The sequence below is a fragment of the Nitrosospira multiformis ATCC 25196 genome (genome assembly GCF_000196355.1).
Lineage (GTDB): Bacteria > Pseudomonadota > Gammaproteobacteria > Burkholderiales > Nitrosomonadaceae > Nitrosospira > Nitrosospira multiformis.
Window position 1 is genome coordinate 2934725 of sequence record NC_007614.1, and the last position, 15521, is coordinate 2950245.

The following is a 15521-nucleotide window of genomic DNA, read 5'->3' on the forward strand; positions in this document are numbered from 1 at the left end:
TCTCCTTTAAAGTTGAAACGGTGGGGCCTCGCACCGACCCTATTTCGGTGGGAGTTTATTCCCGCTGCCTGGACCTCCCGAAAATGAGAGGGTTGAGAGATTGTGCCTAACGTAACAAAGCCTAGCAAGGAAATAAAGAGAGTTTAGGAGGTGGGCAGGGATATGTGTTGCTTTTTTGCAACAAAGCAGGGGAACCTTCGGAAGCCTTTGAGTTGAATGCAACCCGGACGGATTGATGAATTACCCGAACAACCTCGCCAGCTCGGTCCCGGGATCGGGAGCCCGCATGAAGGCTTCGCCCACGAGGAAGATGCCTACCCCGTGCCCGCGCATCAGCGCAACATCGTCAGGTGTGAGTACCCCGCTTTCGGTGATGGCCATACGGTCTGGGGGAATGCGGTCTAGCAGATGCAGGGTCGTATCCAGGCGGGTTTCAAACGTATGCAGGTTGCGGTTATTGATGCCGATCAGGGGAGACGCCAACTCCAGCGCCAGCTCGAGTTCCGCCCCATCATGAACCTCCACCAGAACGGCCATCCCGAGCGCATGAGCCAACGACTCCAGCTTGCGCATTTCCACTACCGCTTCTTCCTGCTGCCGGTGGCTCCCGGCCGAAATGAAAGGATCGCGGAAGGCGGCGACAATGATGAGGATGCAATCCGCACCCATGAGCCTTGCCTCGGCGACCTGATATTCGTCCAGCATGAAATCCTTGCGCAGGACCGGCAGGTCGCAGGCGCTTCTGGCCTGCTTCAGATATTCCGCGCTGCCACCGAAATACTGCTGGTCCGTCAGAACCGACAGACAGGCCGCGCCATGCTGGCCATAGCTCACGGCGATGGCGGCAGGGTCGAACTGCTCACGCAACACGCCCTTGCTGGGACTGGCCTTCTTTATTTCCGCAATGACGGCCGGTAATCCCAGGGCGAGCTTCTTGCGAAGCGCCCCAATGAAATCCCTTGGCGGCGGTAACGCTTCCGCCTGGCGGCGAAGCACGGCGAGAGAACCCTGCGCTTTCAATGCCGCAATCTCCTGTCGCTTTGTCGCCACAATCTCCTGAAGAATATTAGCCATGATCAAACAAGAGAAACCTCACCGCGGTTCTGCCGGTTCGAGAATTCCACCAGCTCCTGCAATTTTTTCCTCGCGGCGCCGCTTTCTATGGCGGCATGCGCTTTTTTTACACCTTGCGCGAGCGACTCTGCGATACCTGCCACATAAATCGTGGCGCCCGCATTCAGCAATACGATATCCCGCGGCGGCCCCGGCTGATTATTCAATATCGCTCTCAGCATCTCCGCAGACTGAGCGGTGTCATGCGCTTGTATGGTTTCAATGCGAGCCGCTTTCATGCCGAAATCTTCCGGCCTGATGGTATATTCGAGGATCTGGCCGTGCCTGAGTTCACCCACCAGCGTCTCGCCAGCAATCGTAATCTCATCCAGTCCGCCTTGGTTGCCGGTGCAGCCATGAACCACCATGACATGACGGCTGCCCAGGCGATGCAAAACGCGTGTGACGATGCCCACGAGATCGGGATGGAACACGCCCAGCAGTTGATTTTTTGCTCCGGCGGGATTGGTCAGCGGCCCGAGGATATTAAACAGGGTGCGCACCCCCAGTTCCCGCCGTACCGAGGCGGCATGTTTCATGGCGCTGTGGAAATTGGGCGCGAACATGAAACCGAGCCCGATTTCCCTTATGTTCTCCGCTATTTGCGCGGGTGTCTGGTCGAGATTGACACCCAGTGCTTCGAGCACATCGGCACTTCCCGATTTGCTGGAAACAGAGCGTCCGCCATGTTTCGCCACGCGTGCGCCGGCAGCCGCAGCGACGAACGCAGCGGTGGTGGAAATGTTGAAAGTATGGGCACTATCCCCTCCTGTTCCACATGTATCGACGAGGCGGTCATCCTCCACTTGCACGGGGGCGGCAAATTCGCGCATTACCTGTGCCGCAGCAGCGATCTCGCCCACGGTTTCCTTCTTTACACGCAACCCGGTAATAATCGCTGAAATCAGCGTGGGGGAGAGTTCTCCGCGCATGATCTGTCGCATGAGCGACAGCATTTCATCATGAAAGATTTCACGGTGCTCGATGAGGCGCGTCAATGCTTCCTGCGGACTCACAGTGGCCTGCTACTGAATGATGCCGCCCCATCAATCCTTTCAACCCTTTGGCTGGGATTCATGCCACTTCCCTCAGTTTTCACTGTTCAGAAAATTCCCGAGCAATGTGTGCCCATGCTCGGTCAGGATGGATTCCGGATGAAACTGCACACCTTCGATGGGCAGGGTCTTGTGACGCACACCCATGATTTCTCCATCTTCGGTCCAGGCGGTCATTTCCAGGCAGTCGGGCAGAGTTTCCCGTTCAATGACAAGAGAGTGGTAACGGATTGCGGTGAACGGGTTGGGCAAACCACGAAACACTCCCGCCCCATCATGAAAGATAAGCGAGGTCTTGCCGTGCATCGGTCGTGCCGAATGAATTATTTTTCCGCCGAAGGCCTGCCCTATGCTCTGATGACCGAGACAGACACCCAGCAGGGGGATCTGCTCATTGTAGCGCTCGATCAGGGATATGGAGATTCCAGCCTTGCTCGGCGTGCACGGGCCTGGGGAGATCACGATGCGCTCAGGCTTTAACTGTGCAACTTCTTGAGGGGTGATTTCATCATTGCGAAACACTTTCACTTCCTCGCCCAGTTCACCAAAATACTGGACCAGGTTATAAGTAAAGGAATCGTAATTATCGATCATCAACAGCATAGTAAGAAATCCACCCGATGAAGTCTACCCCTGAAGGATGCAACCAGGATAGCAAAGAGACCGGTATTATCTCTTCTCCAAATCCGACGGGCAAGACCAACGGAAAGGTTTGATACGCCGGCTCCTTCAAGCAAAGAGCCGAACGTCCGGAGACGAAAAGAGGCGAAAAGAAACGGAAAGAAATTCTGTGCTGTCAGGAGCGATGCGGTCAGCGATGAGGATCGCTGGATCGCTGATGAAAAATCCCTACGCGGTCACCCGATCCGTTCCATGACAGCGAGAAGTTCGGTGTCGTCCATTTGCGCCAGCACGAGGATGCCAGCCCGCAAAATCTGGCTCTTCTTCGCCCGCCGTCCCTGATCCAGACACCGTTTCTTAAGCACGGAAATCTGCTTGTGCTCGTTCTCAGGGATAGAATAACTGTCGCGTATCCGTTTATTTTTCTTCGGCGTGGGGGTATTGGAAAACTCCCCTGCGTTCGCGTCCATTTCCTTCCCTGATCTTGCCTCCGCTACGCGCTTCCGCGGTTTGTCTTCTTTCGGGCTGTACTCACCGCTCTTGTCCGATGCCCTCGGCCTGCGAGGTCTGACAACTTCCGCTGGCGTCTCCGTCGGGGCGGAAGCCAGGGGGTCATTTTGTGATATTGCCGCTTCCTTTGCTGTCCGGCCAGGTTTTCTTGAATTCTGTTTTCTTGAATTCTGCCTGCCTGCTGCTGACGTCATGATTTCTCCTGAAAAGGGTCAAGGGGATATACATCCTGAAGCCATAAACAAACGATAGTGCTTCCCTTGATGCAATAGTTACCAGTCAAACTGGACTGGCAGACGGATACCCCGGAACATCGGGAAACATAAGACTCATCCGCTCGCTTCCCTATGGTAGCAGATGCCCGTGGATTTCGCGGCTGGTGGAAGGTTCCAGATGCCGGGTTTCAAGCTTTTCGCGATAACCTTCGAGCAGATTTTCCATTTCGACGCTCTTCATCCCGGTGAACGGTTCGGCCTCCAGGATCGCGTTCAGAGGCCCCTTGCTGGTATACCAATCCACCAGCTCGCGCCCGATGCGATAGAGCTCCCCGTTATTCGTTTCACACAGGTTTCTGTGTTCTCCCTCCTTTGCCAGCGCCGCTGCCGTGATCTTCAGATCCTGTTCCAGCTGTTTGCGCTGGAGATCGAGTTCCTGGTTCTGTTTCTGCGCTTCCTTGAGTTGGGCGCTCAATTCCGCTTTTTCCCGGCTTGCCGCTTCAATATCCTTTTGGAGGCGAGACGCCTTGGCTGCGGCACTGGCCGCAGACTTTTTATGAGACTCCGTTTCCCTGCCGGCATTCTTCAGCGTTTCTTCCAGCGCCGTTTTCTCCTGATCGAGTGCCGATTTCTGCTGCTGCATTTCGTTCAGCTGCTGTTGCATGCGCCGCAGCATCTGTCGCTCTTTCTTGGCATTCCTGTCGGCGGCGGTGCCCGCTGTGCCGGCGGAGGGCCAGGAGGCTGCCAACAGAGCAACGATCATCCCCCGGACCAGGAGCGGCAGAAGCTTTTTTTTCCGGCGGCTCATGATATTCTTTTCTTCAGAATCTGGCGTTCAGATCCAGATTGACGGAATCGATCGACAGCGGCAATCCGCTGATATTGTCGTATGACATATAGCGAAGTCCCACCCAGGTATTATGGGCTACGCCATACAAACCCTGAATGGTGTAGCCCTTGTGATTGGTGCCGCCCAGCAGGTAATTGGAATCGGTAAAGGCGTCCAGCATCGAATCCCGCTCCGACCGGCGGTAAAACCCGAGAACCTGCCACTGATGCCGCTCGGAAATGACCGGATAACCCACCGTGAGGCGAGCCTGGTATGCATTGATTTCCGGCTTGATATCCTGGCCGGTGCGGGCAAGAATCCTGTCCTGGTCATACCCCACATTGCGCGCATAATCCAGCGTTCCGATTACATGGATAGGCTTGAATCTGGAGTAGTCGGCCACCAGGGTCGCGTTTGCGATCTTGTAATCAGAAGCCAGGGCCCATAAGTTCGTGGTCGGGTCGCCATCGTTGTCGATGTTGAAAAGACTGTTGCCTTTTTGGCGGAATAACGGGGCAGTCTGGTTGAAAAGGGTATCGCCGAAGTTGGGATTGCGAACACCACTGATATTTTCAAAATCATAATAAGCTGCCCCCAGCCGGATTTTGGTGTCGGCACCTTCCGGAACCCACTCTATTCCGGCCTGGGCGCCATAAAACCACTTATCCTTGGCTTTGACCGTCTCGCTTTGATTTATTTTTTGCAATGGAAATATGCCCGCATTGAGAAACGGCTTGATCGTTCGCTCCTGCTTCTTCCAGGGATGAAGATTGACCGCGAGTCCCTCGAAGTTCACGTCCGCGTCCCACAGCAGGTCCGTATGCACCACGCCAGCGGTGGGGATGGTGTGGGGCGCTTTCCCGATTGTGCCGGTATATATGTTGCCAACCGTGCCCACGAAGAAAGGATTGGGAAAACGCCCTCCGCTGACAGTCAGCCAGTCCCAGGGGGAAAGCTTGAGATAAGCCTGATCCAGCACGAAACTGAATTTACTGTTGTAAGTGCCCAGCGTCTGCAAGGTAGAGGTGGGGGATCCGCCCATCAAGTCCCCCGTGACGGCCGGCCCGTTGACATTACCGGTGGTCAAGCGAAGCCCCAGATCTACTCCCCGCGTGACATTGGCATTAATCCCGAGACGCATGCGGATGCGCTCGCGGTGATGACTGTCTTTGGTCGTGTTGTCGATTTGCTGACCGATCGCCTGGAAATTGGCTGCCGGCGCATTGCGGTCACCGAAGAAATCCGCCTGCTCGCGCAACCTTATATCCCCTTCCAGGGTAAAGCGATCCAGCCATTCAGGAGTGGCATTTACATTGCCCCAGCGTTCCTGCTTGGCCTGGCCCACCACTTCCTCGCGCAACTGATCACGAATCTCTTTCTTGATGTGCTCGGGAACGTAAGTCACCCGTACCTCGCCCTTTTTCGGCTCCCCGGCGGGGGGCTGCCCACCCTGTTCCCGTGCTTGCTGCTGGGAGGCTTTCGCTTTCTGCTCCGCCTTCCTGATCATTTCATCAGCAACCTCCTGCTTGATGACGCCCTGCTCCACCAGGAGATGAATCAGGTTCAGGGTAGTCTCATACAGGACTTCTATCTTTTCGTGCTCTTCAGTTTTTGCGTCGACGCTGCCCATGGCCGCCAAGGCCATGACCGCGCCTGCGAGCATCGCAGGGATTCTCATTTCGTTCTCCGGACATCAGGCGCGCGAGGTCACGCGTATTTTTAACGGCTGCGGCATGTCTGCCGGCGGACCTTCGCGCAACGCCTTCAAGCTCTGCAGTACATCTTCCAGCAATTCATCAACCCGCGGGTTGCCGGTCTTGTCGACCAGCGCAACCCGTGCCACTTTCCCACCGGCATCGATCCACACTTTCACTACTACCCGGTACGTCTTGTCCTTGAGCCCCTGTTCCCGCGATAGCGCATCCTGAAAGGCGGAATTCACCGCCTCGTTTACTATTGCGTCATACCAGGCCCAAGGATTCCCCCTGGCGCCACCTATTAGATCGGCGCCGCCTTTTTTCCCGACAAGGCCGAATCCATCGCCATCCCCCGTCCCTTCGGCATCGACCCCCAGATCCGGGCCGGGAGGCGGCTCATCCGCTTTCTCCATGGGTTCGGGGGCAGGATCCGGCAGCTTCACTTCTTCCTTTACTACAGGTTCGGGCGGCTTCTGCTCCGGGGGCGGAGGGGGAGGAGGCGGAGGCTTGATCAACGTGATTTGCTGTAGCGAACGCTTCGGGGGCGGCTCATCGCTTCCCAGAAGCCCCTTCAGCCATAATCCCAGCATGATCGCCCCCGCCAGGCAAAGTACAACAACTCCCCATCGTGCCCAGCCAGGCCAATTGGGCGAATCCGGGCTAGACGCCTCCATCAGCCGTCATGCCATTACTTCACCAGGCGCTGGGTGACGAGGCCCAGTTGCGTTATATCCAGTTGCCCGAGTAATTCGAGGACTTCCATCACCTTGCCGTACTGCACCACTGTATCCCCCTTGACTACGACCGGCAGCTCCGGATTGGCTGCTTTCAACTGGCTCAAACGGGTTTTCAATTCATCCAGTGTTACCGGGTAGGCATCCAGAAAAATCTGTCCGCTCTCGTTGATCGTGATCGCCTTGGTTTGCGGCTTGGCCAGACTGGGAGAATTACTGGCCTTGGGCAGATTGACCTTTATCCCCTGGACAGATGCTGTTGTCATGATGATGAAAATCACCAGCAAGACATAGGCGAGATCCAGCATGGGAACGACATTGATTTCGTCGTAAAGCTCGTTTTCTTCCTGAACTTTCATGTCAATCCGTCAGCGGCTGTAGTTTTCGGCAAGCTTGGTGATGAACTCGTCCACGAAAATATGCATCCTGGATACTATGGCCTTGATGCGCGAGGCGAGATAGTTGTAGCCAAAGAGGGATGGAATCGCCACACCCATGCCTGCGACGGTTGCCGCAAGGGCGGCGGCGATGCCAGGCGCAATGGCGTTGACATTGACGTCCCCGGCGGCGGCAATGGCCGCAAAGGTGATCATTACCCCCATCACGGTTCCCAAGAGGCCAATGAAAGGGCCGCCGGAAATGGCAATGGTCAGCAGCACCATGAATCTGTTCATACGCTGGATTTCTTCCACCAGCCCGGCATCCAGGCTTGCACGGATGGCATCGAGTGATTGGGGTGTCAAAGACTTGTCGGTATGCGCGGCATCCGTATCCTGGAAACGATGCGCCAGTTCAACCGCGCCAATGTGATAGATTCGATAAAGAGAGGAATGCTCGAAGTCTTTTCCCAACCCCTGGGCTTTGTCTATCATGGCCAGATCGGTTGACAGCTCGCGGAATTTGTCCATGAAGCGGTTGTTGGACTTATCCACGCGATTGATGTAGACCGCCTTGCTGTACATTACCCATATCGCAATCAGCAGCATCACCGTCAGGAGACCAATCGCAACCCATCCATCCACGGTCAGCGATTTCAGGATGATGCCCATGTGCGAGGCCTCGGAGCCGCCTTCGATGGTCTCTTCTTCACCCATCACAACCAGCTTGCCGTCCGGCCCCAGAGCAGCCTGAACCGCAATCCATTCGGCCCCCCGCACCAGCCCCGACACCTGCGCTTCGTCCATCTCGCCCTTGAATTTCCCTCCCAGCGTCACGCTGCCCGCAGGCAATACCGCATTCCGCGCTTCGCCAGCCGCCTTGCCGGCTATATATATACGCAGTGCATCCGAAATCGTGAAACCGATGTGATGCCACTGTCCCGCGCTGAGAGGTTTGTCGGAAATCACGCCCGCTCCGCCTGCCTGTGCCCGGATCAGACCGCCATCAAGGGAGACGCTCACGTTATCGGACTGATAAATGGTGCCGCTAAGGGAGGCGGGCTTGACCCATATGCTGAAGCTGTAACCCCCTGACGCCTGTATCGTGGGGAGAATCACGCTTTGGGTGCCATCGAATCCTGCGCCGCCATTCGAAAATGAGGCTGCCACATGTTGCGCAGGGGACTGTGCATGCAGATTGTTGGAGCCGCTATCCTGAGGGTTTCCCTGGGGTTCGGCAAAATGATAGATCGCACTGCCGGCATCGTACGTCCCTTTGGGGTCGGCTGCCGATGTCGCATTTTCATTACCGTAGTAAAGGAAAATTTCGGTTTGGGCCGAGAGTCTGGGTACTTTCACCCAGATGAGCGCCAGCTCGTTTGCGACATCCCATTTTTCAAAATGGAACTTGAGTTCGGTCTTGTCATCTCCTGCGACCAGCCGCACATCACCGCCATTATCGCTTGCCGAGAAAAAATCGAAGTTGCCTGTATGCAGGCGGATTAATACGGGCACATCCGCTACCTCGCCTGATGGGGCGGCCAGCGTTATTTTTTTGCGGCTTGTCCAGTCCTCATTCCACCACGCATGACTGGAAAAAGACCACGTCGACAATACAAAAGCGAGCAGAAACGGCAGGAAACGCATGCAAATTAACCCCAATAAACACGGGGGCATTATCCCTGCCTCTGATTACAGCCATTGGTAATGAATCATGATCCGAACGGATCATGCGACTGCCCTGGGACTAATCTGTGGAAAAAGAATGAGAGGTCATGATCCAGGTTTAACAAATCTCTCATCAAAATGAAAAAGAAGTCGGCTAACGTTTGCGCAACTCACCTCGCGGCTGAATCCACCCTGGAACAAAGGAGAAATGACAACATGATCCGCCAAACATCCTTCCATCCCGTACTGATAATCTTATTTTTCTTCCTTGTCTTACTGGTTATTGCGCCCGCCCTGGCCAGCGGAAGAAACGACGGCATGGAAGGAACTTCCTTCCATGATGCTTCTCCTGACAATTCCAGCGGCAATGTTCAACTCGGCCCTCGTCCTTTTTTCCTTGTGGAGGACATGGAGGGCGGTGAACTCAAGAGCAAGCTCGCACGTTGCGGTGCCGGCCCCTTCAGGAAAACATACTTCTCCATCGGTCATCGCGGCGCGCCACTGCAGTTTCCCGAGCACACGGCGGAGTCCTACCGGGCGGCCGCCCGCATGGGGGCCGGCATTCTCGAGTGCGACGTAACATTCACCCGGGACAAGGAACTGGTATGCCGCCATTCTCAGTGTGATTTGCACACCACCACGAATATTCTGGAAACACCGCTTGCCGAAAAATGCACGCGCCCTTTTACACCCGCCCAGTTCGATGCTTCGGGAAACCTGATCCAGGAGGCTTCCGCCCGTTGCTGCACGAGCGACATCACTCTGGATGAATTCAAGAGCCTGAAAGGCAAGATGGACGCCTTCAACCCCGGGGCGAGGAATGTGGCGGAATACGTGGGCGGCACACCTGCATGGCGCACTGACTTGTATGCCGGCCCTACCAGTGGAACCCTGCTCAGCCACCGGGAGAGTATCGAACTCTTCAGCAAGCTGGGGGCAAAAATGACACCCGAACTCAAGAGCGCGGAGGTGGCAATGCCTTATGACAGCGATGGCGACGGAGTCGGCGACTACACGCAGGAACATTATGCTCAACAGATGATCGACGAGTACAAGGCTGCCGATGTCAAACCTCGCGATGTCTTTCCGCAGTCCTTCGATATCCGCGATATCCGTTACTGGATCGCCAGGGAGCCCGAGTTCGGGAGGCAGGCGGTTTATCTCGACGACGCCAATACGGTCGCTGATCTTCCCAATGCCAGTCAGTTGACCGCTTACAAAGCCGAGGGCATCAATATTGTCGCCCCTCCCATATTCGCGCTGCTGGATGTCGATGGGGGCGGCAATATCATCCCGTCCAGCTACGCCCTGCAGGCCAGGGCCGCAGGACTAGGCCTCATCACCTGGACGCTGGAGCGCTCCGGAATACTAGCTGACGGCGATAACGGCTTTTATTACCAGACTTTCGATTCGGCGATAAGGCGCGAAGGCGATGTGATGAAAGTGCTGGATGTTTTGAACAGGGAAGTGGGCGTCCTCGGTATCTTCAGCGATTGGCCGGCCACCGTAAGCTATTACGCTAATTGCATGAAGCTGAAATAGCAGGCCCTTGCCCCGGACCTCCCTCATACCTTTTATCACACACCTGCCGATCCGGGAGACCTCAAGGATCATGCAAGCAGAAAAAACAGAATCTACGTGCCCTGAACCATCGCAATCGAGAACAGGCGGACGGGCCGGTACGCGGCCGTTCGGCCCGAACTTCTGCTTTGCCATCCTGTTTTTCGCGGGCGGAGTTCTCCCGCAAGTGCCGAATAACCATTGTCTCCTTCATACCACGCCTCTCTCCCTTGGACGACATGCGGTTTCCCTGGCCGGCTTCCACAGTCGCCCGCAGCGAAGGCGCTCTGATCCGTTCGGCCCACTCCTGGCTGGTGTGCTCATGCAAATCCTGTAGCACGAACTCATGAAAATAGATTCGCTCCGCGCAGCGCGTCCCGGCAGCCTGCATATACATACCTCTAAACAAAACCACCTGTTACAACCCCATACTGAACCAAGGAGACATGATGAGCAGCACCCTCCACGCTGATAGAAAGAACAATCCCGATCGCACCAGCAGCAACGAATCCGGCAATGCATCCCTGCATGATCTGATCGAAGCCGGCAGGCTTTCCCGCCGCGCCTTCCTCCAACGTTCGCTAGGCCTTACGGCTATGGCATTCGGCGGCTCCCTGCTCGATGGCCTGATGCAGTTTGCTTACGCAGCGCCGGCGCCTGTGAACGGCATCGGTTTCGATTCAGTGCCTGCCAACCTATATCTCTCACCCGGGGATGACGCCGTTACCGTTCCCGCCGGCTATACCGCGCGCGTACTGGTCGCCTGGGGAGACTCTCTTACCCAGGCGCCGCACTGGAATCCGGGGAGCGCAATGACCGAGACGGTACAGTTGCACGCCTTCGGCGCCCATGTGGACGGGATGCATCTGTTTCCCTTCCCTCCCATGGGATCGTCCGGATCACCCGGCGTCGCCAATATCCGCGGTCTGCTGGTGACGAACCATGAGTACGTCGATCCTCCTCTGGTCAATAACATCACTCCCGCATCCAGCTATGCGACCACCCCCATCACTCTCGATATGGTGCGCGCACAGCAGGCCGCGCATGGCATCAGCGTGGTCGAGGTGTGGAAAAAGAACGGCATGTGGGAGGTCCAGCGTACTTCCGCCTTCAACCGCCGCATTACCGGCAACTCCCTCTGCAAGCTGAGCGGACCCGCCGCCGGGCATGATCTGATGAAAACGGCCGCCGACCCCGGCGGCATGAATGTTCTCGGCACACTCAACAACTGCTCCAACGGCCATACCCCTTGGGGCACTTATCTCACCTGCGAGGAAAACTGGAACGGCTATTTCTCCAATGAGACCGGAGATGTGGCAGGCGCAAACGATCCGGAACAGAAGCGCCGGATTCTAAACGGGCAAGCGCGCTATGGTATCGGCAAGGGCGGGTTCGGTTACCGCTGGCACGAAATGGATGCGCGTTTCCGTGCCGACCTTAATCCGAATGAGTCGCATCGCTTCGGCTGGGTAGTGGAAATCGATCCATGGGATCCAAAGAGCACGCCGGTGAAGCGCACTGCGCTGGGACGTTTCAAGCACGAAAATGCCAGTTGCGTCGTGGACCCAGATAATACGGTCGTCATATATATGGGTGATGATGAGCGCAACGAGTACCTTTACAAGTTTGTCTGCGCCAATAAATATAACCCCCGCAACCGCGCGGCCAACCGCGATCTGCTGGATTCCGGCACGCTTTTCGTGGCAAGGTTCAATGCGGATGGCGGCGGGAAGTGGCTGCCACTGGTCTGGAACCAGAATGGACTGACGCCGGCAAATGGCTTTGCCGATCAAGCCGAAGTATTGATCAAGGCGCGCCAAGCAGCGGATCGCGCAGGCGCCACGATGATGGATCGTCCGGAATGGATAGCAGCGCACCCCGCCTCGCGTGAAGTCTATATGACGCTTACCAACAACAACCGCCGTGGAAGCAATCCGCCGTCCGGCAACAGCATCGACGGAAGTACCCCTGCCGGCAGTGCGCGTCCTCCCGTCGATGCCGCGAATCCCAGGCTGGACAACCGTTACGGTCACATCATCCGGTGGCGCGAAAACATGGGCAAGGCCGACGCCCTGGATTTCGAATGGGACATTTTCGTTGAATGCGGTGACAAGCTGGACCCGCAGCCGCATCATCGCGGCAATATTAACGGCGACGATTACGGCGCCCCCGATGGCCTCTGGTTCGATCAGGATGGCCGCCTGTGGATACAGACCGATCAGGCAGGTGATGCCACTGGCGACTGGGCCAATATCGGGGGAAATGTCATGCTGTGCGCGAATCCTTCCACGGGCGAGACGCGCAGATTCCTCACTGCGCCGAAGTACTGCGAGGTCACCGGAGTTACAAGTTCTCCGGACGGCAAGGCCCTGTTCGTCGGCATCCAGCACCCGGGGGAGGATTGGGAAACGCATTTTACCCAGAACTCGACCTGGCCCGACAGCGGTCAAAATGGCCCCACTACGGCGGGCGGTTCCCCATCCAAGCCCCGCTCCGCCGTGGTGGTCATCACTAAAGATGATGGCGGCGTGATTGGCACCTGACGTAACGTTGGCTGGGGCAGCAGCTCAAGAATCTTTGATTTGCCTTCATGAGAAGCCTTTCCCTGCAGAACCTGGGCGCTTATCCGAACAACTCATGAAGAAGGACACGCAAGTCTGCTCCGGATGCTTCCGCCGCACCTCCGCACCCAGCCGCATCTGCGGCTTCGCGGAGCGGGCTGGTAAGCTGATCGCCGCCGCCTTCGTCCAGGAAAAAACGTTTGCTTGCCCGCTTGGCGAAGGTGCGGTACCGAACATATCTTTTATCTAAGGATTGTCAAAATGCGTCTCGACGTACGAGCGATCCCCAGGCTTTATCGAAGATTACTTTTCTGAAATCACCCATCCTCCTTGGTTGACATGTTTCCATCTTGAGAGAAATATTAAACATGAAGAAACGAAGATACATCGATCTGTACGGTTACACCCAGGATGAGTTTGATCACTGGCTGGAAAAAGGTATTAACAAAAAGCTTCGTTCTACCGGAAAATCCAGGTCTGAATTAGACATGGACACTGTCTTTGCAGCTTATCACGACGAGACTCGCAAACTTCCCCGCCGCAGGCTCCGCGAAATGCGCACTGCCACCTGATCCCCGGCTGCCCGGATCTCCGTTAATCCGGTGGAGTTTCTGGACGACTTTCAAGACATTCAGAGTCAATACTCGTGGCGCGAAGACCGCGCCACTTTTCACGTTAGGGCAAAGGTCTACTCCACCGGGACTGGGCATCATCAAAATATAAGCCTTAGTCCAAGCATTGTGCTATTGGGAAAACAGGAATAAATCCGCCTGGAAAAGATGCAGGTTACGATTTTTACCTGGACCTGCACTACCCTGCCAGCAACAAGAATCCGGCGCGCTCCGGTTCATCAGAATCTATTCCGGATTCTTTCCTTATCAACAAATTTCCACGCTCTATCCCTGATTCCTGGGAAATCTCCTTTCCCGGAAAGAACGTTTCGGGTCTGAAGCATTTGACCAAAGCAGGCTCCGAGCAAGTAGAACATGCAAAGATGGGATGTCATTCATCTCGACCGCTACTTCGGGAGCAGGTGTTTCGAATATTAAGGTGTTATGACAGGACTTGTAAAAATGCAAAACCTGTCTAGAAATAACTATGAACTGTGAAACAGGAGAGAGCATGGCCTCGGAAAATTTCAAGAGCAACCTGATCGTCGGCTTGATTGCTGGCGTTGGCGCCAGCCTGCTCGCGCCGGTGCTGCGTCCGCTCCTGACCGATGCCTCCCGGTCGCTTACCAAAGCAACCATCAAGGGCAGCATCCGTCTTTACGAAAAGGGGCGGGAATCATTCGCGGAGTTGGGCGAAACAGTGGATGACCTGATGGCCGAGGTCAGAGCAGAGATGGAAACCGGCGGGGAGGGAAGCGCGGCGGCGGGTTCGGGAACGGAGACCCCCGATGCGCAAGGAAGGATCAAGTCCCCCCAGATTCGGAAATGATGAATAGCGTTTCCGAAACGCTCGCCAAATAAAAATCTGTTGCGGGACTGGGGAGAGACAAGAGGTAGCGAGAGTCCAGGCAAGAGACTTGCGGGCAAGCATAAAAAGCAGCAGAACGGGAGAAGCAGAAGGAAGCATTTATGATCGTCATGCATGCAATTTGTAACCCTGCCTAGGAGGAATTTGAAATGAATACGTCGAAATCAGATAAGCACCCTGGGGATAAACCGCGCCCCGATGAAAAAAAGCGGACGCATATGGAAATACCCAGAGATGAAGAACCCCCGCACAGCACGAAGGAGGAAGAAAGATATACCGAGGCGGGCACGCCGCCCAGAGATGAAACCTATCGCCCCTCTGAAAGGTATGTCCGCGGAGAGGATAGGTATGTCGATACGACGCCTCCTTATCGTTCTGATGCTGGCCGTGCAGCGGAAGACATAGGCAATACCGTAAAGACCGGCATTGGCGGCAGCTTAAGAGGCATCGATGAAATTGAATCGGACGTCGTCAATCTGGTCCGCAATACGATCTCCAATACATTGCGGGCGACGGGCGCGGTTGGTACGGAAGCCGTCGATGTCACAAGGACAACGGTAAACGCGGCAGCCCAGGGAATAGCCGAAATCGGCACGACCGCTGTCACGAGCGTGCGTGACATTCTTGTCAGCGTCGTGGAGGGCATAAAGGACGTGGCGGGTGCGGCAGTGCCGCGCACTCCTTATCGCACGGAAGACCGCATTCCGCCGGAAGACCGCGTGCCTCCGGAATATACTCCTCCCCCCGGCCGTCCCCGGCCGTCAGAGTATGTTCCAGACAACAACAGGCGGGTTTAACCCTGCGAGGCCAGGGCGCCGGGCGCTCTGGCTCTCTTCATATCCATCATCCAGCCCTCGGCTTCGCTCCAAAAACACAACTACACGACTCGTCCGCAGAAGTAATTTCACGCCGGGGGTTTCCCGACCTTGCGCAATATGTCACGCACTTTCTTGCTTGCCAGCAAGGTGAGGAAGCTCTGGATTCGAGCCTCCGAACGCAGGCTTGAGATCACACCAGCATAAATTCTTTTTACCTTTTCCGCAGGATGCCTTGTTTTCTGCGCCAGTTGGTCGATAGCGTAAAGATCCTCGGATGCCAAGGC

The 15521-nt window shown here is 55.9% G+C and carries 16 protein-coding genes; 6 read left to right on the plus strand and 10 right to left on the minus strand.

The genetic code is table 11. The features are described from left to right. Positions 1-240: 240 nt before the first annotated feature. From trpC to NMUL_RS13390, 9 genes are all read right to left on the minus strand, one after another. A complete protein-coding gene (gene trpC, locus NMUL_RS13350; RefSeq protein WP_041352637.1) occupies positions 241-1074 on the minus strand; it encodes an indole-3-glycerol phosphate synthase TrpC in 834 nt (277 codons plus the stop codon). Positions 1075-1076: 2 nt separating this feature from the next. Beyond that, a complete protein-coding gene (gene trpD, locus NMUL_RS13355) occupies positions 1077-2129 on the minus strand; it encodes an anthranilate phosphoribosyltransferase (RefSeq protein WP_011381851.1) in 1053 nt (350 codons plus the stop codon). A 72-nt stretch (positions 2130-2201) separates the two neighbouring features. Beyond that, positions 2202-2771 (minus strand): anthranilate synthase component II, encoded by a 570-nt coding sequence (locus NMUL_RS13360; protein ID WP_011381852.1) that lies wholly within the window; start codon positions 2769-2771, stop codon positions 2202-2204. 254 nt (positions 2772-3025) lie between these two features. Beyond that, positions 3026-3493 (minus strand): hypothetical protein, encoded by a 468-nt coding sequence (locus NMUL_RS15800; RefSeq protein ID WP_011381853.1) that lies wholly within the window; start codon positions 3491-3493, stop codon positions 3026-3028. Positions 3494-3644: 151 nt separating this feature from the next. Further along, a complete protein-coding gene (locus NMUL_RS13370; protein ID WP_011381854.1) occupies positions 3645-4322 on the minus strand; it encodes a hypothetical protein in 678 nt (225 codons plus the stop codon). Between the two features lie 13 nt (positions 4323-4335). Next, complete coding sequence (locus tag NMUL_RS13375; RefSeq protein ID WP_011381855.1) at positions 4336-6021, minus strand: putative porin; 1686 nt, start codon at positions 6019-6021, stop codon at positions 4336-4338. A 15-nt stretch (positions 6022-6036) separates the two neighbouring features. Next, positions 6037-6714: a TonB C-terminal domain-containing protein gene (locus NMUL_RS13380; RefSeq protein WP_049783125.1), complete on the minus strand. Its 678-nt coding sequence runs from the start codon at positions 6712-6714 to the stop codon at positions 6037-6039. Positions 6715-6728: 14 nt separating this feature from the next. Further along, the gene (locus tag NMUL_RS13385; RefSeq protein WP_011381857.1) at positions 6729-7133 is read right to left on the minus strand and encodes an ExbD/TolR family protein; all 405 of its coding nucleotides are present in this window, start codon (positions 7131-7133) and stop codon (positions 6729-6731) included. A 9-nt stretch (positions 7134-7142) separates the two neighbouring features. After that, on the minus strand, positions 7143-8798 hold the full coding sequence (locus NMUL_RS13390; protein ID WP_011381858.1) for a DUF2341 domain-containing protein: 1656 nt from the start codon (positions 8796-8798) through the stop codon (positions 7143-7145). A gap of 237 nt (positions 8799-9035) precedes the next feature. Here NMUL_RS13390 and NMUL_RS13395 point away from each other — a divergent pair, with 237 nt between their 5' ends. From NMUL_RS13395 to NMUL_RS15045, 6 genes are all read left to right on the plus strand, one after another. Continuing rightward, the gene (locus NMUL_RS13395) at positions 9036-10361 is read left to right on the plus strand and encodes a glycerophosphodiester phosphodiesterase family protein (RefSeq protein WP_011381859.1); all 1326 of its coding nucleotides are present in this window, start codon (positions 9036-9038) and stop codon (positions 10359-10361) included. Between the two features lie 467 nt (positions 10362-10828). Then, complete coding sequence (locus NMUL_RS13405) at positions 10829-12922, plus strand: PhoX family protein (protein WP_011381860.1); 2094 nt, start codon at positions 10829-10831, stop codon at positions 12920-12922. A gap of 94 nt (positions 12923-13016) precedes the next feature. Beyond that, positions 13017-13190, plus strand: coding sequence for a hypothetical protein (locus tag NMUL_RS16040; protein WP_167535591.1), 174 nt, complete (start codon positions 13017-13019; stop codon positions 13188-13190). 118 nt (positions 13191-13308) lie between these two features. Beyond that, on the plus strand, positions 13309-13512 hold the full coding sequence (locus NMUL_RS13410; RefSeq protein ID WP_041352640.1) for a hypothetical protein: 204 nt from the start codon (positions 13309-13311) through the stop codon (positions 13510-13512). A 550-nt stretch (positions 13513-14062) separates the two neighbouring features. Then, on the plus strand, positions 14063-14380 hold the full coding sequence (locus tag NMUL_RS13415) for a DUF5132 domain-containing protein (RefSeq protein WP_011381861.1): 318 nt from the start codon (positions 14063-14065) through the stop codon (positions 14378-14380). A 257-nt stretch (positions 14381-14637) separates the two neighbouring features. Continuing rightward, positions 14638-15216, plus strand: a complete 579-nt coding sequence (locus NMUL_RS15045) for a hypothetical protein (protein ID WP_146063193.1) — start codon at positions 14638-14640, stop codon at positions 15214-15216. 107 nt (positions 15217-15323) lie between these two features. Here NMUL_RS15045 and NMUL_RS13425 read toward each other — a convergent pair whose 3' ends face one another. Next, positions 15324-15518 (minus strand): DUF3562 domain-containing protein, encoded by a 195-nt coding sequence (locus NMUL_RS13425; protein ID WP_041352641.1) that lies wholly within the window; start codon positions 15516-15518, stop codon positions 15324-15326. Positions 15519-15521 lie beyond the last annotated feature (3 nt).